Here is a 25,730-nt window from a genome sequence, read left to right on the forward strand (position 1 = left end):
GCACAATGCGGAAATAAAGAGAAACTCTATGATTTTCTGCAATGCACCTATTCCGTAAAGCCGAAAAGCCGGCTCCACGAAGGACCGGCTTCTCCAACAAACCATCGCCTGCCGCAAATTACGGCCTGCCGTCAACGAACCGCCTTCTGCGCCGCGCCGCGCGCACACAGGCTTCCGCTTACATCAGCCCTTCGATCGTCCCGTCCGCTTCAAGCTGCATACGCTCCGCGGCCGGAACTTTCGGCAGGCCGGGCATCGTCATCGTGCTGCCCGTCTCGACGACGACGAAGCCCGCTCCCGCGGACAGCGACACGCGGGAGACGCCGACCGTAAAGCCTTCCGGCGCGCCGAGCAGCGACGGGCGGTCGGAGAAGGAGTACGGCGTCTTCGCCATGCACACCGGCAGATGCCCGAAGCCCAGCCGCTCGAACTCGGCCAGCGCTTTCGAAGCGCCGGGCGCGTACGATACGCCTTCGCCGCCGTACAGCCGCGTCGCGATCGTCTCGATCTTGCCGCGCAGAGGAAGCGCCGCGTCGTACAGCGGCGCATAAGCGCCCGGCTGCTCGTCCAGCAGCCGCAGCAGCGTCCGCGCCAGCGCTTCGCCGCCGGCCGCGCCGTCGGCCCAGACGTCCGACAGCTCGGCCGGCACGCCGAGCTCCCGGCAGGCGTCCAGAATCAGTGCGATCTCGGACTCGCGGTCGGCGGCGAAGTGGTTCACCGCCACCAGCACCGGCACGCCGAACATTTTCAAGTTGCGCAGATGCCGGCGCAAATTGCCGAGCCCGGCCGTCAGCGCTTCGGGATTCTCCGCGCCGAGTTCCTTGACCGGCGCGCCGCCGTTGTATTTGAGCGCTTTGGCCGTGACGACGAGCACCGCCGCGTCCGGCGCAAGACCCGCCTGCCGGCATTTGATATCGAAGAACTTCTCCGCGCCCAGCTCCGCGCCGAAGCCCGCTTCCGTCACGACCACGTCGCCGAGCTTGAGCGCCGTCTTGGTCCCGATCACGCTGCTGCATCCGTGCGCGATATTGGCGAACGGCCCGCCGTGCACAATGACCGGCGTTCCGTCCAGCGTCTGGACGAGATTGGGTTTGATCGCGTCCTTGAGCAGAATCGCCATGCCCTCGACCGCGTTCAGGTCCGCGGCCGTGACGGCTTCGCCGGCTGTGTTGTAGCCGACGATCATGCGGCCGAGCCGCTCCTTCAGATCGGCGGCGTCTTCGCTCAGGCAGAGCACGGCCATCACTTCCGAAGCGGACGTGATGAGAAAGCCGCTTTCCTGCGGCAGCCCGTTGCCCGCGCCGAGGCCGGTCACGATGCTGCGCAGCCCGCGGTCGTTCATATCGACCGCCCGCTTCCAGACGATCCGCTTGGGATCGAGCTCCAGCGCGTTGCCGTGGTAGATATGGTTGTCGGTCAGCGCCGACAGCAGATTATGCGCCGACGAGATCGCGTGCAGATCGCCGGTAAAGTGCAGATTGATGTCTTCGGCGGGCACGATCTGCGCCCGGCCGCCGCCGGTCGCGCCGCCTTTCATGCCGAAGCACGGTCCGAGCGACGGCTCGCGCAGCGCGGCGACCGTGTTTGTGCCCAGCGCGCAGAGCGCCTGGGCCAGCCCGATCGTGGTCAGCGTTTTGCCTTCGCCCGCCGGCGTCGGATTAACGGCCGTGACCAGCACCAGCCTGCCGTCCGGGCGGTCTTTGCGTTCATGCAGCAGCGAAGGGTTCAGCTTCGCTTTGTACCTGCCGTAGAGTTCCAGATGTTCCTCGTCGATGCCGGCTCCCGCGGCCACTTCGTAAATCGGTCTCATGCCGGTTGTGTACCTCCCGCTTCCTTCGGAGTTTGCGCATCTAATCTAAATGAATACGCACAGGGGTATTATCGTCGATCGGGGCCGGGGATGCAACGGGGTTTGTCACCGGCGGCGGTCAGTCCGAATCCGCAGATTTCACCGTGAACTGTCCGTACGCCGTCTTCCTGCCGCCGCTTTCTTCAAGCTCGACGTCTTTGGCGTAGCGGTACAGGCCGGGCGGGAAGTCTTCCAACTGCACCTGCTGCCGCCAGACTTCGTTCGGAGCCAGCCGGATTCCCGGCGAATCGATTCCTACCGTCTGCCCGAACGGCACGTCCGTCCAGGCGCCGCCGGTCTTCATCTCGATGCGGTAATCGATACCGTAGAACAGGTTTTCTTCGCTTGTATTGAACAGGACAAGAGAAACCGCGGAGTCCGGACCATACACTTCTTGTTCCGCCAATGCGTAGACCGCGTCCGCTTCGGTACTCCAGCCCATAATCGTGGTGGAGCCGTCGTCCGTCGTATTGCCGTACTTCCCCGGCGAATGCTTGCCGGCGAAATCGTCCGGCAGCCCGCCGCCTTCGCAGCCCGCCAGCAGCGTCAGCAGCGCGAGCAGCAGAAGCGGAATCCGCCGCAGCACCCCGGGCCGCCGCGGCGTCTCGCTTTTGCTTCGCCTTTTTTCGTCGCGGATCGCCCGGTTCATTCTCCGTTCACTCGCTATGCGTATGATGAAATTCATCGCGCGCCTCCTTCCGGGACTGCGAACCGCCGGCCTCCGCTTCGCTCCCGCTCCTTTTCTATAACAACGCGTCGAAACGAAAAAAGGTTGCCCGTCGCCCGCCGATCGCGTGCCGTACTCGCCTGATCCGCCGCGCCCCAAACGCCAAAAAAGCCCCGAGCGCGGTGGGCGCGCCCGGAACGTTTCCGATCTGCTTTTCCATCATACATACGCTTTCCGTAATTCGCTTTTCATTGTTATCCGCTCTGCGTATCTCGCCTCGGGCGTCCGCCGTTTTTTGCGCGAATCCGCTCCGATTCAGTTCCCGATCCGGAACAAATCGAACTCGTCCAGCTCGGCGTAGCCGGTGCCTTTGGCGAAGCGGATCGTATGATTGCCCGCGCTCAGCGTGAGCTTCCTGGTCGAAGTGCCCCAGTTGTCCCAGCCCTGGTTCGCCACGTAGAAATCGCTCGCCGCGCCGCCGTCCACGGACAGCTTCAGCGTCGACCAGGCGCCGCCCGCGGTGCCGTTGCCGGTGCGAGCGTACAGGATGTACGTGCCGCTGGTCGCCGCGTTCACGTCCACTTCCACGTAGCTGCTGTCCGTATCGATATAGCCGACTTTCGCGCCGCCGGAGCTGTCCGGGTGCTGCGAGACTTTGGCCGTGCCGCCGAAACGTCCGCTTTCCGCTTCGTAGCGGGTACGCTGCGGCTCGCCGCCCGGCAGGGTAATCGGTTGATTCGGGTTGACCGGGCTGCCGAAGTTCGGCGTATTGTCCGCGTTCCAAGTGAACTTCTGCGCGCGGACCTCCCGATCCCAGCCGGAGCCCTGCCGCTTGGCCGCGTGGTACACGATCCAGTCTTCCTGGCCGTTCGGCGACTTGGTGAAGCTGGCGTGCCCCGGTCCGTAAACGCCGTTCCCGGTCTTGAACACCTGCGTACTGCGCTTGGTCCAGGAGGACGCATTCAGCAGGTTGCTGTTCGTTTTTGCCGTCAGCAGGCCCAGCGAATAGTCGTCGGTCCAACTGCCGCTGGCGGAGTAAACCACGTTGATCGTATCGCCTTTGACCAGGATCTGCGGACCTTCGTTGACGTTCGGCGAGTAGTTCGTTTCCCAGTTGTAACTCGGGCGCGCGATTTCCGTTCTCGCCGAATCGATCGTCCACGGGTTGCTCATATGCGCGATATAAAGGATCTGCCGCACGTTCACGCCCTCTTCCCAGCCCGACCAGATAAAGTACAGCTGTCCGCCGCTTTGCAGCACCGTGCCGTCGATCGCCCAGCGGTTGGTGGAATCGGTGATCTGGCCTTTGTCGACCCACGCGCCTTCCATCGGGTTGGCGGAAGTATTCTGCATTACGTACATGCGGTGGTTGGCGTTGTCGCCGTCGTCTTTGGCGTAGTAGATGTACCAGGCGCCGTTGATGTAATGCAGTTCCGGGGCCCACACGCCGCTTCCGCCGGTGGTAATCGCCCGCGTATCGCCCGCGTCCACGCCCGTCAGCGTGCTGGAACGCCAGAGCGTCACATTATTGCCGGTCGTTTTGGTAAAATAGTAAAATCCGTCGGTGTGCCGGTACATAAACGGGTCCGCCCCGTCCTGCATCACCACGTTGTAAAAATTGTTCTGCACGGTAGGCGCGGCCAGGGCCGTTCCGCCGGTAAGCACTGTGCTGATTAACATAAGCGCCAGACCTCCCTTGATCCAGGAACGTTTCTTCATCTGCATCTCCCTCCGATTTCGCGATTTTTTTACAAAATAAGCGCTTACAAAAGAGTGCGAATTTCAACCTGAACTTGTACATAAACAAGGTAACGCAAAAAAGCGGACGTGAACAGGACGGATTTTTGGGAACCGCGGTCTTATTTTTGGAAAGAGATTCCATGCGGCGGGAGAGTGGACATATCTTTGGGTCTGGACGGTATTTTGGGAAAAGGAAAGAAAACGCCGTTTGCGCGGGTTTTCGCATTACAATTGTCGTACGAGCGCGCGCGGGCCTGCGGAACATGCGGCGGGTTCGGCAGGGCGCGGAGTCGGCAGCAAGGAGGAGAGCGGGATGAGCCGCCGGGAACGGGGAAAAGGTTACAAAAAGCTGCTGTGGATCGTGCCGGCCGCGATGCTGCTGGGCCTGGGGATCTGGCTGGTTTCCGGCTATAAAAACGGATACGAAGCGCCCGCCGCGCCGGAGGAGCCGGTAACGATCGATTTCTGGACGCCGTTCAGCGGAGGGGACAGCTCGTTTATGAACGCGCTGGTCGCCCGCTACAACGCCGAGAATCAAGACGGGGTTATTGTGCGGATGAACAACAACAAGCTGGACGATTATTATACGAAACTGCCGACCGCCATCGTCACCGGGGAAGCGCCGGATATCGCGATCGTGCATGTGTCGCAGTACGCGCAGTACGTGCCGGCGGGCTTCTTGACGAAGATCGGAGCGGCCGAGGCGGAAGAGGCGGGGATCGATTGGGCGGGTTACAATCTGAACATCCTGCGCAGAACCGTGTTCGAGAACGGGAATTACCATTACGGCGTGCCTCTGGATGCTCATTTCAGCGTGCTGTATTACAACAAGAAATGGCTGGAGAAAGCCGGGCTGTACGAGAACGGCCAAGTGAAAATGGAGCCGGGCGAGCAGGGTTTCACGGACTTTCTGGAGCAGCTTCAGGGCAGCGTGCCGGCCGACGTCGCTCCGCTGGCCGTGCCGAACGTGCGCATCGATTCGCTGTGGCTGTGGTGGTCGCTGTACAGCCAGATCGACGGCGGGGGCACGCTGTATACAGCGGACGGCAAGCACGCCGAGCTGGATATGCCGGCGGCCGAGCGCTCGCTGAACTATGTCGATTCGCTGTACCGCAAAGGGCTGATTCCGCCGGATATCAACGACGCGACCAGCCAGTTCGCGCGCGGCAAAGCGGCGACGCTGTTTCTCGGCGTCTGGTCGATCGGGCTGTTCGAACAGGCGGAAGACCTCGACTTCGGCGTGATGCCGCTGCCGCAGATCTACGACCGTCCGGCTTCGTGGGGCGATGCGCATACGCTGGCGCTGCCGACGCAGCCGGAGCCCGATCCGGCCAAGCGCCGGGCCGCGCTGCGCTTCGCCGATTGGCTGACCCGCCACGGCGACGTCTGGGCCAAAGCGGGACATATCCCCGCTTTCGAAGCGGCGGCCCGATCGACGGAATTTCTCGCGCTGCCCCACCGGAGCGATTATGCCGCGGCGGCGGACGACGTGGCGTACTTCCCGGACAATCCGCGGCAGGGGCGGGTGAGCGACGCGCTTGTCGGCGAGCTGGAGCGGATCTGGTCCGGACGGCAGACGGTGGCGGGGATGCTCAAGCGGCTCGAACCGACGATCGACCGGATTCTGGAGGAGTGAGTCTCATGCGCGAACGCATAACGCATTGGAGAAGCCGGTTCCGCAAAAACCGCGGGCTTGCTTTCAAGCTGATCGTCATCAACCTGATCCTGATCGCGGTGCCGCTGCTGCTGTCCTCGCTGCTGGGCAGCATCGGCTATTCCAAGTCGATGCAGCGCAACGTCGGCTCTTATCAGGCCGACGCCGTGCGGGAGTTCAGCAACAATCTCGATATTTATATGAACGAACTTGCGCTGCTCACGCTGCTGCCGTATCAAACGCCCGACCTGCTCGATTATCTCGAACGCCGGGGCGTCGAGGCGCGCAGTTTGTACGAAGAAAGAAAGCTGCTGGAGGAATTTATGCGGCGCATCCGGGTCAACGGCCGGGTCGACACGATCGGGATCACGCTTCAGGCGGAAAAGGTGCGTTCGTATATCGAGCCGCCGGACAGTCCGGGCCGCTTTACCGAAGATTACGATCCCGATCTGCGGTCGTTCGCGCAGGGGGCTTCGTCGGGCAAAGCCGTGTTCTTCGGTCCGCATCTTATGCTGTCCGACAACGGTTCGACCTACGACGTATTCTCGGCCGTGCGCGTGATCCGCAGCCTGGAAACCGGGGAAACGCTGGGCATCTTCAAGATCGATGTGCCGTCCGGCGATCTGCGCGACCGCATCGCGAGCCTGTCGGGCGGCGGGGAGCGCTCGGTCGCGGTCATCGACCTTGAAGGCAAGCAGGTCTACCGGAGCGGGAGCTTTCCCGAACCGGCCGGCGGGCTGGCCGATTATCGCGGAGAAGGCACGGTAACGCTCGGCGGCGGAAGTTCCGAAGCGCTCATGACCTATATCACGTCGCCCGTCACGGGCTGGACCGTGCTTCAGGCCGTGCCGATGAGCGTGCTGCTCAAAGACGCGGACACGGTCAACCGGCAGATGCTCCTGGTCGGAGCGGCCTGTCTGTTCGCGTCGGTGCTCGCGTCGATCCTGTATTCGCTGCGGATTACCCGGCCGCTCAGCCGGCTGCGCCGCTCGATGAAGCGGGTGGAGCAGGGCGAGTTCGGCATCTCCATCCCGGTCGAGAGCGAAGACGAGATCGGCCATCTCAGCCGCACGTTCAACCTGATGGTCTCGCGGCTCGGCTCGCTGACCTACCGGCTGTACGAGACCGAGATCCGGGAGAAAGACGCCCAGATCGCTTCGCTGCAAAGCCAGATCAATCCGCATTTTCTGTACAACACGCTGGGTTCGATCAGTATGTACGCGGAGCTCGAAGGCAACCGCGAGGTGGTCAGCATGACCAACCACCTGAGCGCGCTGCTGCGCTACAGCATCGGCGGCGGCCGGGCGGAAGTGACGATCCGCGAGGAACTGGAGCATATCCGCGGTTATCTGGCGATCCAGAGCATCCGCTACGAGGAACGGCTCAGGTTCCGGATCGAAGCCGGCCCGGGTCTGCTGGAACGGCCGATTATCCGGCTGACGCTCCAGCCGCTGGTGGAGAACGCGATCGTGCACGGATTGGAACGGGGGCGCGGCGATATCGAGATCCTGATCCGGATCGGCGGAGACGCGCATGCGACGTCGATCGCGATCGAAGACGACGGTCCCGGCCTGGACGAAGACGCGCTGCGGCTGCAAAACGCCAAGATGGAAGAAGGCCTGCTGCCCGAAGGACCGGGCGGGCACGGCCTGGTCAATGTGCACCGGCGCCTGGCGCTGAAATACGGCGCGGGCTTCGGCATCCGCCTGGAGCGGTCGGAGCTCGGTGGGCTCAAAGCGGAGATCGGCCTTCCGGCCGGCGCCGAAGCGGAGGCGGCGGAACGGGAGCAAGGGCGCGGCGGAATAGAAGCGGACGCACGGAAGTACGAGCCGGCGCAAACGCCGGGGCCGGAACGCGAAGCGTCGCCTTCGGCAGCCGCGCCGCCGGAGACGATCAAGCAAAGCGCGGCGAAGCCGCGGAAGGAAGAAAGGAGACGGAGCAATGAATAAACGCAGAGTGCTGGTAGTCGACGACGAAACGATCTTCCGAAGGGGACTTCGCCATCTGATCGGAACGTCGGGCCTGAACTGGGAGGTGTCCGCGGAAGCCAAAGACGGACTGGAAGCGCTGGAAGAGATCGGGCGCTGTCGGCCGGATCTGGTCATTACGGATATCCGTATGCCCAAACTGGACGGAATCGGGCTGCAGGAAACGATCCGGCAGCGTTACCCGGAGATCCGCTGCTTCGTGCTGAGCGGATACAACGATTTTCATTATGCGCAGAGTTCGCTGCGGTTCGGCGCGCGCGACTATCTGCTGAAGCCGGTGGACAAAGAAGAATTGTACAGAGTGCTGAGGCAGGTGGAAAAGGAGCTGGACGAGCGCGAGCGCTCGGCCTCTCCCAAGCCGTCGGCGCTGGCGGAAGAACGCGGCCGGCTGCTGGACGGGCTCGTCCGCGGCGAGCTGCCGCACGCGCGGCTGGGCGATCTGCGCGGAGCGGGCATCGAGTTCGAGCGGGGCGTGTACGCCCTGGTGGCCGAGCTCGATAAAGACTCGGTCGAGCCCAAGCGCTACGAAAGCCAGGCGGCGGATTTGTTCGCGCTGTATATCCGGCAGTTCGTGGAGGAATCGCTGGCCGGCGTGCGCTCCGGCTTCGTCTTCCGGCGCGGGGACAGCGTCGTAGCGCTGCTGGACGCCGAGGTATCGGAGGCGTCGCGCCGGGATATCGCGGCGCTGGCGCAGCGCATCGCGGCGAAGATCCACCGCGAAGCCGATCTGACGATCACGATCGGAGTCGGAGGCGGCGTGCACGGCGTCGAAGAGATCTCGAAGTCTTACGGCGAGGCGAAGATCGCCCTGCTCTACCGGCTGACGGCCGGCGGCAACCGCGTGCTGCTGTACGAAGATCCGCCGCGCCAGGAACCGGGCGCGGCCCGCACGCAGCTGACCAGCCGCCATGTGCTGGAGCACAGCCTGCTGGAAGAAAGCGAGGACGAACTGGCCGAGCGGGTGCGCGGCGGCGTCGAGGCGCTGTGCGGCTCCGGCGCGAGCCCGGCCGTGATCCACGAGCAGATCAGCCGGATGCTGCTCGAAGCCTACGCCCTGGCGGCGGACCGCGGCCTGCAGGGCGACTGGCCGGAAGGCCGCGAGATCGGCGGCGCGCTGAGCGAAGCGCTGTCGATCAGCTCGCGGACCGAGCTGGCGCTGTACTGCGCGGAGCTGATGCGCTCGCTGCACCGCAGGCTGCGCTCGTCCGACGAAGGCGGCAGCGTCCACGCCGTGGACCGGGTGGTCCGCCATATCGAGGAGCACTACGCGGAGCCGATCACGCTCGGCGGCATGGCCGAGCTGGTCTATCTGAACGCTTCGTACCTGAGCAGCCTGTTCAAGAATCGGCTGGGCCGCTCGTTCGTCGAGATCCTGACCGAAGTGCGTATCCGCGAAGCCTCGAAGCGCCTGCTCGGCAGCGACGAGAAGATCGCCGCCATCGCCTACGAGACCGGCTTCTCCAATATCCGCCACTTCAACCGCGTGTTCAAAGCCGAAACCGGCCGCACGCCGAAGGAGTACCGCGAAACCCTTCGCGGCGGGCGGTTGAACGTATGATTTCGAATCCCGCTTCGCGCAGCGAACGACCTCCCGGCTGTGAAGGCGGGATTCGAACCGGTTCAAGCCGGAATTCGCTTTTTCGAGCATGTCCGAAGCCTAAACCCATCGCATCCCCCTTTCGAAATCCGAAATGACCGGCTCGAAATCCAAAACAATCGGCCGTGGAAAATAAGCGCGCGCATACCGTTATTTTTGCGTTCAACCGCCCATCAGACGAAATAACTGCGCACATACATTTATTTTGCCCAAACAGCCTGCCAAACGACAAAAAAGGCGAGAATAAGTGTACCTGTGCAGTTATTTGTCTATTTACCTTCCACCTATCGAAAATAAGTGTACCCGCGACGTTATTTGCCCGACCGCGCTTTATTCCCGAATTTCCTCTCCCCGGCCTCCGGCCTATCCGACAACTCCCTCCCACTCCGTAACCCACAGGTTAATTTCTAAATATATGTCCACTCCGTCCAAAGAAGCGTCATTTTGTCGGGAGCTTCCCGCTCGTATGATAAAGATGTAAGCGTGAACAAGATGCGAAACGGTCAGGAAGCACAAAGCATCCGCAACGGATCATACACAAAGGGGAGGCCGCAAGATGAGACAAAGACCGAAATTCAAAATGGCCGCGCTGCTGCTGACGACGATGCTGGGCTTGAGCGCGTGCGCCGCCGGAGGGCCGGGCACGACGACGAATACCGGCGACGGAGGGACGGCCGCCGGCGAGAAAACGACGATTTCGTTCTGGACGCCTTTTAGCGGCGGGGACGGGGAGTTCATGACCGCCATGATCGACAAGTTCAACCAGGAGAACAGCGAGATCCGCGTGGAACAGCTCGCCAACAAAGCGGAAGACTACTACACCAAGCTGCAAACGGCGATCGCGTCGGACCAGGCGCCGGACCTTACGGTGCTGCACTCCGCGCGCATGCCGCAGTTCGTTCCGGCCGGATTCGTGACGCCGCTCGACGAACTGGCTTCGGAAGTCCAACTCGACTGGGGCGAATTCAATCCCACCATTCTCGATTCGACCGTTTACGACGAGAAGCACTATTCCGTTCCGCTCGATACGCACGCGATCGTCATGTACTACAACAAAGATTACCTGAAAGACGCGGGCGTGCTCGGCGACGACGGCAATCCGATCTACGACAAGTCGCCGGAAGGCTTCACGGAGTTCCTGAACAAGATCAAGGCCGCGGCTCCGAAAGACGTCGCGCCGCTGGCGCAGCCGAGCGTCCGCATCGATTCGTACTGGATGTTCTGGGGCTTCTACAACCAGCTCAAAGACGGCGGCAAGTTCTACGACGAGAGCGGCAAAGCCGAGCTGAACAATCCGCAGGCGCTTCAAGCGCTGGAATACGTGGACAGCCTGTATACCTCGGGGCTGATTCCGCCGAAGATCGACGACGCGGTCAAGCTGTTCCAGGACAAACGCGCCGCCGTGCTGATTACGGGCGTGTGGAGCACGGGTTCGTTTGAAAATATCGACGGCCTGGACTTCGGCGTCGTGCCGATGCCGCAGATTTACGACCAGCCGGCGACATGGGGCGATTCGCACACGCTGGCGCTGCCGAAGCATGGCAAAGAAGATCCGGCGAAGCAGAAAGCCGCGCTGACCTTTGCGAAGTGGCTGGCCGACAACGGGGAAATGTGGGCCAAAGCCGGACATATCCCGAGCGTGACCAAAGTGCTGGATTCGCAGGCGTTCAAGGACATGCCGTACCGCAGCGATTACGCGGAATCCGCGAACTTCGTCAAATACTGGCCGCGTAACGACAAACAGGGCCAGGTTAACGACAACGTGGTCAAAGAATTCGAGAAAATGATGGCCGGCAAACAGGACGCCAAAACGACGCTTGAAAAAGCGAACGCGGCGATCGACAAGACGACGGGCAAGTAACGCCGGGCGTCGGGCGAAGAACGCGCGACAGGGAAGCGGCCGGGGGCAAGCAGTGCCGCCGGAGGCTTCCCTTTTTTATCGGCCCCGGCGCGCTTGCGCGCAAACTTCCGCCGCAGACTCGATGATCGGGCCGCTTCGGCGCCTTGTCTTCGGCTTCGTCCGCCGTTCATTATCCACACGAGAGGAGTTGCTTGACCATGGCTTCCAAGACTTTGGCCGGAAATACCGGCAGTCCGGGCAGCGCGGGCGGTACCGGCAGCGCCGGCGCGAGCGCCCGCTCGCCCAAAAGCTCGCTGAACCGCCAGGGCTGGGCCGCCGGCATCCTGATGGTGCTGCCGTATACGATATTCTTTGCGCTGTTCTCGTTGATCCCGATCCTGTACGGCTTCCGGGTCAGCTTCTACGACTGGTCGCTGCTCGGCGACAAAACGTTTATCGGGCTGCAAAATTATACGAATCTGTTCGCCGACGAGGAGTTCCGCTCCAATCTGTTCAATACGGTCTTGTTCACGGTCGTCAGCGTGCCGCTGATTACCGGCGTCGGCCTGCTGCTGGCGGTGCTGGTCAACGGGATTCGCAAAGGACAATCGTTCCTGCGGATATCCTTTTTCATGCCGTACGTGCTGTCCGTCTCCGTCATCTCCAGCATCTGGGTGATCTTTCTCCAGCCGTATACCGGCCTGCTGAACAAGATCCTGCGCGGGATCGGGCTTGCGGGCGGCGAGATCTTCTGGCTGGCCGATCCGACGCTGGCCTGGGCTTCGATCGTCATGGCGACGCTGTGGTGGACGATCGGCTTCGTGTTCGTGCTGTTCCTCGCCGGACTCCAGGACATTCCCGAATCGTTCTACGAAGCGGCCGGCCTGGAAGGGGCGAGCCGCTGGCAGACGTTCCGTTATATCACGTTTCCTTCGCTGTCGCGCGTGACGGTGCTGGTCGTAGTGCTGCAAACGATCGCTTCGTTCAAGATCTTCGGCCAGTCCAAGCTGATTACCGGCGGCGGACCGGCGGGCGCGACCAAGACGGTCGTGTTCTCGATCTACGAAAACGGCTTCCAGACGTTCCAGATGGGCTACGCTTCGGCGATCGCTTTTGTGCTCATGCTGGTCATTCTGGCGGTCTCGCTGCTGCAAACGCTGCTGCTGCGCAAACTCGGAGAATAGTACTTTTAGCGTTGACAAGGTTATAGGAGGGGTTCCCATGCTCGACCGCATATATCCGTATGTCGTCCGCATCGCGGCGGCGGTGCTGGCCGTGATGTTCCTGACGCCGATCGTCTGGATGCTGCTGCTGTCGCTGACTCCGGAAGGCGGCAATCTGTTTGGCGGCGGCTTCCATGTCTCGATGGACAATTACCGGACGGTGCTGAACCAGGCTCCGATCTTCGGCTGGATGGGCAACAGTCTGGTCGTCTCGGCGGTCACCACCGCTCTTGTGCTGATGCTGGCGTCGATGGCCGCGTATTCGTTTTCCCGCATTCGTTTTCCCGGCAGCCGGGTGCTGTTCGTCCTGTTCCTGTCGGCGATGATGATCCCGGCCGAAGCGACGCTGATCCCGCTGTATCTGCTTATGCGCGATTTCCATCTGCTCGGCACGCGCGTGTCGCTGATCCTGCCGGCGATCGCCGGCCCGATGGGCATCTTCATCCTCAAACAATTCTTCGACGGGCTGCCCAAAGACCTGGAGGAAGCGGCGCGGATCGACGGAGCGGGCTTTTTCAAAATCTGGTACCGCATCTTCCTGCCTCTGTCGCGTCCGGCGCTGGCCGCGCTCGGTATCTTTACGTTTATCGGCTCGTGGAACGATTACGTCTGGCCGCTGATCTCCATCTCGGACAAAGCCTACATGACGATCACGCTCGGCCTGCCGATGTTCCAGAGTTCGTACAACCAGGAATACGCCCTGCCGATGACCGCGAACGCGCTGGCCGCGATTCCGGTGCTGATCGTGTTCCTGATTTTCCAGAAGCAGATTATCAAAGGAATCGCTTTCACCGGCGGGAAGGAAATGTAGGCGGGAAGTGGAAGTTTTATCTGGACAACTTTATTTTTTAGGAGGAATTATGTCGAATCTATCTGTATTCCAAAATCAATCGGAAGGCGCGGGAGTGCCGCCCCGTCCCGAATATCCGCGTCCGCAGTTCGAACGCGCGGAGTGGCTGAATCTGAACGGGGAGTGGGAGTTCGCGTTCGACGACGAGCGCCGGGGCGACCGCGAGCGCTGGTACGATTCGGGCGCCGGGGCGTTCGATCGCCGGATTACGGTGCCGTTCGCTTTTCAAAGCAGGCTGAGCGGAATCGGCGATCCCGGCTTCCACGACCTGGTCTGGTACCGCCGCGGCTTCGACGCCCCGTCCGATTGGACGGACAAACGCGTCGTCCTGCATATCGGGGCGTGCGACTATGCGTCGACCGTGTGGGTCAACGGACGCTGGGCGGCTTCGCACGAAGGCGGACACACGCCGTTTCACGCCGATGTGACCGACCTGCTGAATGCGGACGGCGGCAACGAGATCGTGGTGCGCGCCGAAGATTTCAGCCGCGACGTGACGCTGCCCCGGGGCAAGCAGTTTTGGAAAGAAGGCTCGGAAAGTATCTTTTATACGCGCACGACGGGCATCTGGCAGACGGTCTGGCTGGAGCCGGTGGCCGAAGCGCATATCGCCAAAGTGAAATTCACGCCGGATATCGACCGGAACGAAGTGCGGATGCGGGTGTTCTTCTCACGGGAAGCGGTCAACGCCGGACGCGCGGCGGGAACCAAAACCGCTGCGGCGGAAGAAGCCGTCACCGCGGTCGTGCGCATCCGTTTCGACGGAGAACTGATCGCGGAAGAACGCTTCCCGGTGCTGAACGCCGAAGAATCGCGCGCGATCGGACTGAGCGACTTCAATGACCACGGCCTCGGCCGCTGGTGGACGCCGGAGAAGCCGAGCCTGTACGACGCGGAGCTTGAGCTGGTGCGCGGCGGGGAGACGGTGGATGCGGTAAGCAGCTACTTCGGCATGCGCAAGATTTCGATCGAAGACGGCCGGATCAACCTGAACAATCGTCCGTACTATATGCGTTTGGTGCTGGACCAGGGTTACTTCCCGGACGGCGTGCTGACCGCGCCGACGGACGAAGACCTGGTGCGCGATATTAAGCTGACGAAAGAAATGGGCTTCGACGGCGTGCGCAAACACCAGAAGATGGAAGACCCGCGCTTCTTGTACTGGTGCGACAAGATGGGGCTGCTCGTGTGGGGCGAAGCGGCCAACGCTTACGCGTATTCGGAAGAGTACGTCCGCAGCTTTACGCGCGAGTGGCAGGAAGCGGTGGACCGCGATTACAACCATCCGTGCATCGTCGTCTGGGTGCCGATGAACGAAAGCTGGGGCATCCCGAACGTGCAGATCGACAAACGCCAGCAGGATCACGGCCTGACGCTGTACCACCTGACGCGTTCGCTCGACGACAGCCGCCCCGTGATCTACAACGACGGCTGGGAAATGATGCGGACGGATATCGTCGCCGTCCACGATTACGAGTGGAGGGAAGACGTGCTGAACGAGCGCTATGCGACGCCGGAAAAAGCCACAAGCGGCGTTCCGGGCAACCGTCGCATCTTCGTCGGCGGCAGCGGCTACGAAGGCCAGCCGATCCTGGTGACGGAATTCGGCGGCATCGCCTACAAGAAGACCGAGCAGGAAGGCTGGGGCTACTCCGGCGCGGAGAACGACGAAGACTTCCTGGAGCGCCTCGGCGCGGTCATCCGTCCGATGACGGTATCCGGCGTCGTGCAGGGCTTCTGCTATACGCAGCTGACCGACGTGGAGCAGGAGATCAACGGCCTGGTCACCTACGACCGGACGCCGAAAGTTCCGCTGGAGGAGATCCGCAAAGTGGTAAGAGGCGGGCGGTAAGCCGGCGTTCGCGCAGCCTGAATACGATGTACCCGATCCGGTTCCTGCCCGGCTTCCGCGTTCGACAGCGCGGAAGCCGGGCGGGACCGGATTTTTTATGAATTCATTTTATTTTAAAATTTACCGATGTCCTCCTTGGGAATACATTTATCTGTTATACATATACAAAAAGACGCCGTATATCTTTTGACACATAATGTTCACGGGAAAATCATGTTTTTATGGAGTGGACACTATTTTCGATAAAGCCTGTTTCCGATATAATGTAAGTGTAATCATTTCCAATCAAATTTGCAGAGTTTCATCATCCAGGGAGGATGGAAAATATGATCGCAGGATTGAAAGAATTTAAAAATTGGGTATCCGGCATGCGGCACGCGGACATGGCTTCGGGAGACGCGGACTATGAGAAATTGGAGTTCTCCGCCGCGCGTCATCTCCACACGCCGCAGACTCCGAGCCCGCTGACCTATCAGGAAGAAGCGCGCAACAAGATCGTTCAATTTCATTAAGTTGTTATATATAAGCGCGTCAAGGTTGAATAGATACCTTGAAATACGATAAGCCGCAAGACTCGGGGACTCCGGGTTCTGCGGCTTTTTATTTGGAATTATTCAAAGAAAGCAAAACAGGCTCCCGCGCCGGATGGGGGCGGGAGCCTGGAGTACGCTGCGGAGGACGGACGGGAAGCGGACTTTACGGTCCGCTTCGGTACTCGCCGCCGCTTTGGATCGCATAGTCGTGATCGAGGGAGGCTTCCATAATGTCGCGGTACGCCCAGTGGCCGACCGGAGCGTCCGGCCAGTCCGCCGGCAGGTTGCCCAGCAGCGGGCCGCGGCCCAGCATGCGGTTGACCGCGGTGACCAGCTCCGCGCGCGAGATCGGGGCGTTCGGACGGTAGGTGCCGTCCGGGTAGCCTTTGAGCAGTCCGGCGCGGGCCGCGGCGCCGATATCGCCTTCGGCCCAGTGGCCGGCGGTGTCGGAGAAGCCGCCGGACGCCGCCGGTTCCAGATTGCGGAACCGGACCAGGATCGCGGCCAGTTCGCCGCGCGTAATCGCACGGTCCGGCTGGAATGCGCCGCCCGGCAGCCCGTTCATAACGCCGAGCGAAGCCGCCCTGTCGGCGTAACCGGCCGCCCAGTGGGATGCCGGCACGTCGGCGTAGCGGAGGGATTCCGCGGCCGGAATTTCGTTGCCGATCATGATGCGCGTCATGATCGCCGCCATCTCGGCGCGGGAGATGGACCGCGCCGGCCGGAACGTGCCGTCCGGATAGCCGAAGATATAATGGATATGCGAGCCCGCTTCGGGCGCGGTCCAAGCGATCTCTTCGCTCAGCGGCGATTCGCCGGCGGCGGAGACCGCCGAGACCCGGAACGTATAACTTTGGCCGGCTTCGAGGCCGGCAAGCCAGTATTCCGGCAGCTTGACGTTGTCGGCCGTCAGGACGCCGCCCTGGTACACGCGGTAGTAATCCGCGCCGTCCGCCGGCTGCCAGGTCAGCTTCGAGCCGCCGATCTCGGCGGTCTTGAGCGACAGCTTGATCGGCGCGGCCGGCACTTTGGCGGCCGGAGCCGCGCCCGTGCCGGACGAAGCGCCGCCCGGCGAAGCCGGCGTACTCGGCGCCGCCGGACTGCCCGGGGTGCTCGGAACGCCCGGGGACGAGCCGCTTTTCGTCAGCTTCAGATCGTACTGCACGATCGTCTGGCCGACGTGGATGATCCCGTTCTCGATCCAGCTGTCCTCGCCCGGCGCTGCCGGGCGATTGCGTTTCTCGATCCGGCTGTCGTAATCGTCGTAACCGGTCTTGGCCGCCCGGATGTAATAGTCTCCGTTCTCGTAGACCATCCAGGCATAGCTTCCGTCGGTCACGGTGCTTTGCGGGTTGTGGTTCTGGTTCGGCGCAAAATCTTTCAGCTCCGGAAGGTCGACCCGTGCGCCCGGCGTCCGTCCCTGGCTGCGGTTCAGCGGGGTATCGGCCCAATACAGCCGCATATCCACGCCCGTAATCGCGGCTCCGGTCGCCGAGTCGGTTACGACGCCGTAAGGGTCGATCAGCACCGGTTCGATCGTGAGCTGGCCTTCCTGGTCGACGGTCACTTCCTTGAATACGCCGGCCAGCGTGTCGCCGGAAGGCGCTTTGAACTTGAACAGCAGCCGGTACGTGCCGGGCTGCACATCGTCGACGCGATAGCTGCCGTCCGTTTCGATATCGACGCTTTTGGAGAGCGGAGCGCCCTTTGCGTCGTAGAGCGAGCCGCTTACGCCGCCGCTTTGCACGAAGCCGTCGAACGGCGAAGCCAGGCCTTCGCTTTCCTGCACGAACAGCTTGCCGCTGATCTGCCGGATCGCCGGGACTTCTTCGTTCGGCTTATTCAGCGCGCCGACGTCGCTGCGCTGCTGAAGCCGGATCGTTTCGGTCCTGCCGCCGATCGAGATCGGCGCGGAAATATGCAGCGTATACTTCCAGCTGCCTCTCGGCACGGCGATATGATAGCTGCCGTCCGCGCCGGTGACCGTTTCGGCCGTAAAGTCGATCGTGCCGTTGTTGTCGAAGTCTTCGGCGATCTTGACGACGGCGTTTGGAATCGCGACGCCTCCGCTTGTGACTACGCCGTTAATCGACGGCGGAAGCAGCTTGATCGTGATTTCTTTTTCGGCGAAGATGCCGGATTTGTAATCGCGGACGACCAGCCGGACTTTTTCTTCTTTCGGCTGGTCGCTGTCGAGCTTCGGCGCGGTATAAACAACCTCCGCGATACCTTTCCCGTTGGTGAGGACCTCGCTTGCGCTCAGTTCGCCAGAGCTTGCGGAGAACCCAATGCGCAAGTTCTCGACCGGATCGCCGGATACTTTGTCCGTAACGTCCGCGCGCAGTTTGCTGGAGGACAGTCCGTCGCCGATCAGCTCATCGGGATCGGCGGACAGCGAGATCGCAGCGAGCTCCGCCAGGTGCAGGTCGCGAATTTCCGGCCGGTCGCTCAGCGTAAGCGATTCCTCGGCCAGCGTGCGTCCGCCGCCGCGAACGGAGACCGCGTAGCTGCCGGCAGGCAGTTTGTCGAACGCGTATCCGCCGTTAGCGCCGCTCACCGTGTCGAACGACTGCTCGCTGCCGTCCGTGGTTTCCGCCCGGACGGTAACGCCCGGAACGATGCCGCCGGTCGAGCTGTAAACCGTTCCGCTCAGGGAAGCGAACACTTCCGCCGGCGGCGCGGCGCTCAGCGTTACCGCCCTGCTGCCGGTGATATTCGAATCGCTTTTAAGCGAAGCGACGACTTCGACCGAGCCGGGCTGCGCCGCGTCCGTCACCGTCAGTTTGCCGGTCGATTCGTCGATCTCGACGCCTGCGGCGGGTTCTTTCAGGGACCAGACGATTTCTTCCGAAGGCGCGGTTTCCGGCGTTTCTTTATAAGCCGCCGTATAGACGGATGCCGTATCGGTTTCGCCGGATTTCGGAATCGGCAGCGAATCGGCTCCGCTTACAATAAGGCCGGAAATCACCGGTTCGGACGGCTCCGACGGCTCGGAAGGTTCTGCAGGCTCGGCCGGAGCGGGCAGCACCGTAAACGAGATTTCGCGCTCGTCGACGTTGCCGGCAGTATCGGTTGCGACAGCTTTCAGGGTATGAGGACCTTCCGACAGATCGGAGGCCGGCGTATAGGTCCAGCTTCCGAAGCCTGCGGACGACCAGCCTGCCGCTTGTTCGGCCGCAGCGCCGTCGATCGAAACGGCGACTCCGGTCAGACGATCCATGCTGCCGCGGAATTCCGGCCGCTTATCGGCGAATTCCGCGCCGTTGACAGGCCGGTCGATCGTAACGAAAGTCTGCGTGTCGATAAGCAGCGAAAGAATATTGGAGCGTGCGCTTGTGTTGCGTGCAGCGTCCGTGGACTTCGCGCTGACTGAATGCTCGCCGTTCGCGAGCGCGGAGGAGCGGATCTCCCACTTCCCGCTGTCGTCGGCTCGAGTTGAGCCGAGTACCGTGGTCCCGTCCGTATCGTACAGCACAACAGTGGAACCGGCTTCCGCCGTTCCGTAGAATACCGGGGTCCGATTCGCGGTGATACGGTCTGACGAACTTGCGCCCGTGTCCGTTGCCGCTTTAATTCCGACGACAACGGGAGCGGCCGGAGGCGTATCGTCCACGATGCCGAACGGGGCGAACGTCGCGTCGGCGCTTGTCGTCACGACGACCGTTTGCGATTCTCCGCCCGTTGTGGAGCGGTAGCCGTCCGGTAGGCTCAGACCGGCATTGACGCTGCCCGAACCGGCGGAGAAGCGATAAGCGCCGTTCTCGTCGGTGATGACCGGATACGGCAGCTTATCCGCCCCGGTGATCGTCACTTTGGCCGAGACAAAGCCGGGCTCGCCCGCTTCGCGCGCGCCGTTTTTATTGAGGTCGACGAACACCAGACCGGATACGGCCGGCTTGACCGTGAACGCAGCGCTGTAGCTCGGACCCGGGAAATACGTCCAGGTGTCGATCGCTTTCTGGTCGCCGTAATTGTTGGTGAAGCCGCGGCTTCCGCCGGAGCTGTCCTGGCCGGCTGTCGCATCCCGCGGACTCGCGGCGAGCTGGGAAGCTCCCGGATCGAGATTGATGTTCGTTGTAACGGCCGGCGTGCCGCTGGAAGTCGTATAGTTGGTGTCGTCCCAATAAATAGTGGACTCGTTTACGCCGGCAGGCAGCGCAGGAGTTTTCGGCTGATTGAGCGCTTTGATCTTGATTCCGTTATTCGCGCTTTCCACATCGAGCATCGGAAAATGGTATTCGCCGCCTTTGATAATAAGCTTCGCATTGTATCGGCCTTCCGGAAGAACGGTTCCGGCACGATCTTTGCCGTCCCACACGGTCCGGTTGGTTCCGGCGCCGAACGTATTTTCCAATACGCGGTCCGAAGCGGGATTGAAACTGCCGTCCCGGTTGGTATCGATCACCAGCTGGTAAGTACCGGATTTGCCGGCTTCAAAAGAAAATTCGCCTCCGGCTCCCGGAGAAGCGGACGGATACTCCGTATCTTTTCCCGTAAACCGAAAACTGCCGTCGGTTATATCGGCCAGAGGCCGCGGTTCGGTCGGTACGTTCCCGGGCAGATCGCTGCTGGGAACATTGAAGAAAATCCGGTGCGTTTTGTCCGTTTCCGTATCGGGCAGCGTCGGGTCCTGGACTTTGATGCCGCCTTGAAGCGCCGAGTTTTTCATCGTGGAAGAGTGATACAGCGTCTTCCCGCTGCTGTCCGTAAATCCCCGGTTATTCGAGAAAAAGCCGAATCCGTACGGATCGATTCCGTTAAGGTCGGTTTCGTATTGAAATCCGTCCTTGGTGAGTATAAAGAGTTTCGAGTACAGATTCGCGCCGTTTCCGCCCATATTCAGCGACAGGTAGTAAGAAAACGTCCGTCCTTCTTTTGGGGTTCTCGAGGAGTCTGTCACGGTGATATCCCAGGCGGCTACCGTCCCTTTTTGCTCGGTTCCCGTCGGGAAATTATCGTTAACTTTAACGACTTTGGGATCTTCTTTGGCCGTGGTGCCGTGAAACTCGATCTTCCACCAGCCTTCCGAATCGGCTTCGACCGAAAGAGGCGTGTAGCCGCCGGTATTGGACGCCGTTTTGGGTCCCGCTTTTTCCTTGGCGAGCGTATCGATCAGGCCCGATCCGGTCGACTTGACATCCAGCGCCGTTCTTCGGCCGTCGGGGTCCGTTACCACGATATCTTCTTTGCCTGCGAGAGTGCTGTCGGCATTGTAAGATTCCGCTACGCTCGATCCGAGGTAGATCGTTTCTCCCGGTTTTGCGTATGTATACAGGGTGGTCTTGCGCTCGATTCCCGCCAGCGTGGTGCCGGGCGCCCATTCGATATAAGGCCGATTGCCTTTTCCGCTTTCGACGAGATCGCGGCTTCCTTCGGCATGTACGGGCGCTCCCGCTGCCGCAAACAGGACCAGCATCAGCAGCAAAGCAAAAAGCATAGGCGTTTTCCTGCTCCGAATAGTGCTTATTGGGTGTTTCGTGACTTTCACTTCTCCTTTTTTTACGTTTTGAAAGGGGCGATGGATCGGGAAGAACTTGCTCTTTCATTATAGAAAACCGTTCTGAACAAATTCTGAACAATGTCCCGCCGCCCCTGTGCTACAATGGGAGCGTGCCGGCAGAGGCCGGATCAACGCAAGCGGCGAAAGGATGAACACGAAAATGAGCGAGCAACAAGTGAACCGGAGCGAACTGATCGCCTATATTACGAAGGAAACAAGTCTCAAAGAAGACGCGGTGAAGCTGGTGCTGAAGCACGAGACGGACTTTATCGGCGCTGCGGCGAAAAAAGCGGGCGACGTGATCGAAGTGGACGGCGACGAGCTGGTAGATTACGTGATGAGCCGCAAAGACGTCAAGCTGAACGAACTCCAGGTGGAAGAAATCCTCGACGCCGAAATGGCTTACCTGACCGAGCAGGGCCTGGCGGGTTACGAGGACTGAGCAGGATTCCCCGAGCGGACGCGCGTCTAATAGATACGTGCAAAGCGAAGACGCATTTTTCATACGAAACGGTCGGCGGATCGGCGGCAAATTTGCTCCGTCCGGTGAGGTTTTGTGCGGAGAATGCGTCTTTTTGGATAGAGGGAAATAACAGGTTGGGAAAAAGGAGGCGTTCGGATGGAGAAACAACCGGAAACGCAGGCGGACACCGGGATCGGTCAAACGGAACAAATGGAGCAGACCGCACCGAAAGAGCGGAAGCCGCGGCGCAGGAAAAAAAGCTTGATCCGCAGGCTTCTGTCCGGCTTCGGCTGGGGATTGATCGTCGTATTCGCGCTGCTGCTGACGGGATTCGTGTATCAATGGTTCGGCGAGCAGAGCGACCGGGCCGCGTATACCGTGCCGGGGCAGCTGGTGCAGGTGGGCGGGCACCGGATGCATGTGTACAAAGAGGAGAAAACGGACCGCGCGCCGGCCGAGCCGGCCGTGGTGCTGATCTCCGGCTGGGGGACGGCGAATCCGTACGCGGATTTCTCGCCGGTGTACGAAGGCCTGCGCGGGCAGGCGGAGTTCGCGGTCGTCGAGCGTTTCGGCTACGGGTACAGCGACGTGACGGACGAGAAGCGGGACATCGACGAGATCGCGGAAGAGCTGCACGAAGCGCTGGCGCAAGCGGACGTCCGTCCGCCGTTCGTCCTGGCCGCGCATTCGCTCGGCAGTCTGGAAGCGATCCGGTACACGCAGCTGTATCCCGACGATGTGGCGGGACTGCTGATGATCGACACGGGCAGCCCGGAATTTTACCAGACGTTCCGCTCCGGCGCGCTGCGTTCGGACCTGAACCGGATCGCGATCAAGTCCGGCATTGTGCGCGCGCTGTATCACGTCAACGGCTTCGCCGGGTATTTGTCGGGACAGCGAAACGGCTTGAAGCTGCTGACCCCGGAGATGCGCGAGCAGGATCGGCTGGCGACGCTGCTGGTGGCCTGCAATACCAACGTGACGGAGGAGATGCGCCGGATGCACGCCAACGCGAACAAGATCGTGGCGCAGAAAAAGCAGCTCGACGCGCCGATGATCGTGCTGGCGGCCGACTGGTTCGGCGAAGCGACGGAGGAGCGGATGGACAGCCTGCGCGAGTTCGGCAGCACCTGGTCCACCGACGCGAAGCTTGAAGTGGTGCAGGATTCTGCCCACTCCATCCAGGCTTATCAGCCGCAGAAAATTGTGGAAGCGGCGCTGGAGCTGACGGGGAGCGCGCGATAAAGTTTTGAGAGGATTGAGGATTGAGGATTGAGGATGCGGGAGTCAGGGTTCGGGAACCGGAGATTCGAAAAATTTCGAATCGGCAGAGGAGCATGCGGGCTTCAAGACCGTCAGGTTCTCCGACACCCGGCTCCCGTCCGGCGCCGACTTGACAGGGTTTCGCTCCTGGAACTATAATGGTTACAATTGAATTTCACCTTCAAAGGAGCGAATACACATGAGCAAAATTATCGTTACCGGAGCATCCGGCCACCTGGGCGCCGCCGCGATCCGTCATCTGCTGGACCTGGGCGTAAACGCGTCCGATATCGCCGGCGTCGTCCGCGACAAAGCCAGAGCTGCGGAATTGGCCGGGCTCGGCGTCGAGCTGCGTTTGGGCGATTACGACGACGCGGCTTCGCTGGCGACCGCGTTCGAAGGCGGGGAGAAGCTGCTGTTCGTCTCCGCTTCCTCGATGGACAACACGCTGCGCGTCCGCCAGCACGCGACGGTCGTCGAAGCCGCGCGCAACGCGGGGATCGAACATATCGCGTATACCGGATTCGCTTTTGCGGACAAGATGAACATCGGGCTGGAAAACGTCCACCTGGCGACGGAATACGCGATCCGCACGACCGGCATCCCGTATACGTTCCTGCGCAACGGATTCTATCTCGACCTGCTGGTCAACGAAGGCACGTCGGCCGTGGCGGAAGCCGGAACGGTGATCTCGGCCGCGCCGACGGGCCGGATGAACTACGTGACGCGCGACAACCTGGCTCGCGCTGCCGCCGTCGCGCTGACGAGCGAAGGGCATGAGAACAAGATCTACGAACTGACGGCTCCGCAGCCGTTTACCTACGACGAATACGCGGCCGTATTGGCCGAAGTATCCGGCAAGCCGGTGCGGCATACGGCGCTGCCGGCCCCGGAAGCCGTAAGCGCGTTGGTCGCGGCCGGCGTGCCGGAAGGCGGCGCGGGCTTTATGGTCCACGTCGTGGACACGGCGATCGAAAGCGGCCAGTTCGCCGCTCCGTCGGACGATCTGGTGAAGCTGATCGGGGACGACTATACGCCGCTGAAAACGGCGGTGGAAGCGGTCGTGAAAGGCTGAATCGAATTGTCCTTGAAAGCCCGTTCCTGTCGGCAAGCCCGGATCGGAACGGGAAAATGAAAAAGCGAGACGTAAAAAACGATCACGGAATGCTATCGGGAAAGCGTCGTTGAAGTGTTAAAGTATTGAAAAAGCCCCTCGATAGGCTTATCGAACCGCTAAGCGGTATTCGGTAAGCCTAGAGGGGCGTTTTTGGGGAAAAGGCGATTGCGGATACCGAAAATTCTTGCGGCGGCGGTGTAACGGATCGTATATCCTTTAGCCGCATCGGGGACGCCGGCGGCCTTCAGAAAATCGAAATCAATTCTTTCGTATACGGATGGCGTTCTTCCGCGAACAGTTCCGGCGCGGCGAAAGTATCGACGAGGCGGCCGCCGTTCATGACCATGATCCGCTGGCTTATCCGGTGGACGGCAGCGCCCGTTTCGGACAAAGTCCCGCAGGCGCCCAGCAGTCCGGTGCCCAGCGTCAGCGAAGCCGGAACAAGCCGCAGGGCTGGATAAATAAAGCGAGCAGCAGGACGAATCTAAAATAGCTGCGTATAGCCCCTTATTCAGGCTTAATCTTACGCTTTTTAGAAAATAAGTGCGCTCATACAATTATTTCGAGCTTTTTCGCTTCGATCCGGCTTTTGGCTCCCGAATAATTGCACCTGCGTCGTTATTTAAAGAAATCAAAGCGTTTCGCCTCAAATAAGTGTACCTGTGCCGCTATTTCCCGTTTGGCACCCTACCCGGCTTTCTCGACACCCCGAGAACTCGGCGGCGGAAGGTTCCTCGAATCCTGCTTTTTGCTGTGCTCGGCCTGCATGTTCAACCCGGGATTCTTTCGCTTAAAGCTGCCGCGGCGTATAATCCAAATCTTTGAACAGCCGGTCCAGCTCTTTCGCCGTCAGGTCGCGCCATTTGCCGGTCGGGAGGCTGTTCAGGTAGATGTTCATGATACGGATGCGCTTGAGCGCGCGGACGTTGTAGCCGAGCGCTTCGCACATGCGGCGGATCTGGCGGTTGAGGCCCTGGGTCAGCGTGATCTGGAACACGAACTTGGACAGCTGTTCCACTTCGCACGGCAGCGTCTTCGTATCCAGAATTTCTACGCCGGCCGCCATTTTTTTGAGAAACTCGGGCGTGATCGGGCGATCGACGGTGACGATATATTCTTTCTCGTGCCGGTTCTCCGCTCTCAGAATCTCGTTCACGATATCGCCGTCGTTTGTCAGCAGGATCAATCCTTCGGAGTCTTTGTCGAGCCGGCCGACGTGGAAGATCCGCTGCGAGTGGCCGACGAAATCGACGATATTGCCTTTGACGCTGCGCTCGGTGGTGCTGGTGATGCCGACGGGTTTGTTGAGCGCGATATACACGTTCTCCTGCGCGGCTTTTTCCTTGATCCGCTTGCCGCTTACCCGCACGTCGTCGCCCGGCTCCACCTGGCTGCCGAGATCGGCTTTAACGCCGTTGATGGTCACTTTGCCTTCCGCGATAATCTTGTCCGCGCCGCGTCTCGACGTGAAGCCGGACTCGGCGATATATTTGTTGATCCGCAAATTGTACGCACACCTTTCTGATTCGAAAAAAGTTCTTTGTTTACCATAGCGCATGCGGGCGGGGGTTGTACAGGTTTGACGCGCAATTCA

General features: G+C 61.0%; 17 protein-coding genes. 11 read left to right on the forward strand and 6 right to left on the reverse strand.

Features of this window, described 5'->3' with window-relative positions; translation table 11 throughout:
• Positions 1–178 precede the first annotated feature (178 nt).
• The 3 genes from QWJ34_RS09485 to QWJ34_RS09495 form a co-directional block, all read right to left on the reverse strand.
• Entirely contained in the window at positions 179–1,810 is a 1,632-nt protein-coding gene (locus tag QWJ34_RS09485) for a formate--tetrahydrofolate ligase (RefSeq protein WP_302727254.1), read from the reverse strand.
• A 118-nt stretch (positions 1,811–1,928) separates the two neighbouring features.
• Positions 1,929–2,534 carry an immunoglobulin-like domain-containing protein gene (locus QWJ34_RS09490; protein WP_302727256.1) on the reverse strand — a complete coding sequence of 202 codons (606 nt, stop codon included), beginning with the start codon at positions 2,532–2,534 and terminating at the stop codon, positions 1,929–1,931.
• A gap of 297 nt (positions 2,535–2,831) precedes the next feature.
• Positions 2,832–4,196, reverse strand: coding sequence for a family 43 glycosylhydrolase (locus QWJ34_RS09495; RefSeq protein ID WP_302727257.1), 1,365 nt, complete (start codon positions 4,194–4,196; stop codon positions 2,832–2,834).
• Between the two features lie 373 nt (positions 4,197–4,569).
• On the opposite strand from QWJ34_RS09495, the gene QWJ34_RS09500 reads away from it, so the two are divergent.
• From QWJ34_RS09500 to QWJ34_RS09535, 8 genes are all read left to right on the forward strand, one after another.
• A complete protein-coding gene (locus tag QWJ34_RS09500) occupies positions 4,570–5,892 on the forward strand; it encodes an extracellular solute-binding protein (RefSeq protein ID WP_302727259.1) in 1,323 nt (440 codons plus the stop codon).
• A 5-nt stretch (positions 5,893–5,897) separates the two neighbouring features.
• Positions 5,898–7,859, forward strand: a complete 1,962-nt coding sequence (locus tag QWJ34_RS09505) for a cache domain-containing sensor histidine kinase (protein WP_302727260.1) — start codon at positions 5,898–5,900, stop codon at positions 7,857–7,859.
• A complete protein-coding gene (locus tag QWJ34_RS09510; protein WP_302727262.1) occupies positions 7,852–9,456 on the forward strand; it encodes a response regulator in 1,605 nt (534 codons plus the stop codon). The genes QWJ34_RS09505 and QWJ34_RS09510 overlap by 8 nt, the downstream gene beginning before the upstream one ends.
• A gap of 595 nt (positions 9,457–10,051) precedes the next feature.
• Positions 10,052–11,356 carry an ABC transporter substrate-binding protein gene (locus QWJ34_RS09515; RefSeq protein WP_302727264.1) on the forward strand — a complete coding sequence of 435 codons (1,305 nt, stop codon included), beginning with the start codon at positions 10,052–10,054 and terminating at the stop codon, positions 11,354–11,356.
• Between the two features lie 197 nt (positions 11,357–11,553).
• Positions 11,554–12,519 carry a carbohydrate ABC transporter permease gene (locus QWJ34_RS09520; protein ID WP_302727266.1) on the forward strand — a complete coding sequence of 322 codons (966 nt, stop codon included), beginning with the start codon at positions 11,554–11,556 and terminating at the stop codon, positions 12,517–12,519.
• Positions 12,520–12,556: 37 nt separating this feature from the next.
• Positions 12,557–13,369, forward strand: a complete 813-nt coding sequence (locus QWJ34_RS09525; protein ID WP_302727268.1) for a carbohydrate ABC transporter permease — start codon at positions 12,557–12,559, stop codon at positions 13,367–13,369.
• A 49-nt stretch (positions 13,370–13,418) separates the two neighbouring features.
• The gene (locus QWJ34_RS09530; RefSeq protein ID WP_302727270.1) at positions 13,419–15,260 is read left to right on the forward strand and encodes a glycoside hydrolase family 2 protein; all 1,842 of its coding nucleotides are present in this window, start codon (positions 13,419–13,421) and stop codon (positions 15,258–15,260) included.
• A gap of 326 nt (positions 15,261–15,586) precedes the next feature.
• Positions 15,587–15,772, forward strand: coding sequence for a hypothetical protein (locus tag QWJ34_RS09535; RefSeq protein ID WP_302727271.1), 186 nt, complete (start codon positions 15,587–15,589; stop codon positions 15,770–15,772).
• A gap of 184 nt (positions 15,773–15,956) precedes the next feature.
• On the opposite strand, the gene QWJ34_RS09540 is transcribed toward QWJ34_RS09535, so the two are convergent.
• Positions 15,957–21,230, reverse strand: a complete 5,274-nt coding sequence (locus QWJ34_RS09540) for an S-layer homology domain-containing protein (RefSeq protein ID WP_302727273.1) — start codon at positions 21,228–21,230, stop codon at positions 15,957–15,959.
• A 223-nt stretch (positions 21,231–21,453) separates the two neighbouring features.
• Here QWJ34_RS09540 and QWJ34_RS09545 point away from each other — a divergent pair, with 223 nt between their 5' ends.
• From QWJ34_RS09545 to QWJ34_RS09555, 3 genes are all read left to right on the forward strand, one after another.
• Entirely contained in the window at positions 21,454–21,735 is a 282-nt protein-coding gene (locus QWJ34_RS09545) for a hypothetical protein (RefSeq protein WP_302727275.1), read from the forward strand.
• 177 nt (positions 21,736–21,912) lie between these two features.
• Positions 21,913–23,001, forward strand: a complete 1,089-nt coding sequence (locus QWJ34_RS09550; protein WP_302727277.1) for an alpha/beta hydrolase — start codon at positions 21,913–21,915, stop codon at positions 22,999–23,001.
• 217 nt (positions 23,002–23,218) lie between these two features.
• Positions 23,219–24,094 (forward strand): SDR family oxidoreductase, encoded by an 876-nt coding sequence (locus tag QWJ34_RS09555; RefSeq protein ID WP_302727279.1) that lies wholly within the window; start codon positions 23,219–23,221, stop codon positions 24,092–24,094.
• Between the two features lie 286 nt (positions 24,095–24,380).
• Here QWJ34_RS09555 and QWJ34_RS09560 read toward each other — a convergent pair whose 3' ends face one another.
• Positions 24,381–24,527, reverse strand: a complete 147-nt coding sequence (locus QWJ34_RS09560) for a hypothetical protein (protein WP_302727281.1) — start codon at positions 24,525–24,527, stop codon at positions 24,381–24,383.
• Between the two features lie 399 nt (positions 24,528–24,926).
• Positions 24,927–25,694, reverse strand: coding sequence for a 23S rRNA pseudouridine(2604) synthase RluF (rluF, locus tag QWJ34_RS09565; RefSeq protein ID WP_302727283.1), 768 nt, complete (start codon positions 25,692–25,694; stop codon positions 24,927–24,929).
• Positions 25,695–25,730 lie beyond the last annotated feature (36 nt).

Origin of the sequence: Saccharibacillus sp. CPCC 101409 (genome assembly GCF_030518235.1) — a bacterium.
In the GTDB taxonomy this organism is placed as follows: domain Bacteria; phylum Bacillota; class Bacilli; order Paenibacillales; family Paenibacillaceae; genus Saccharibacillus.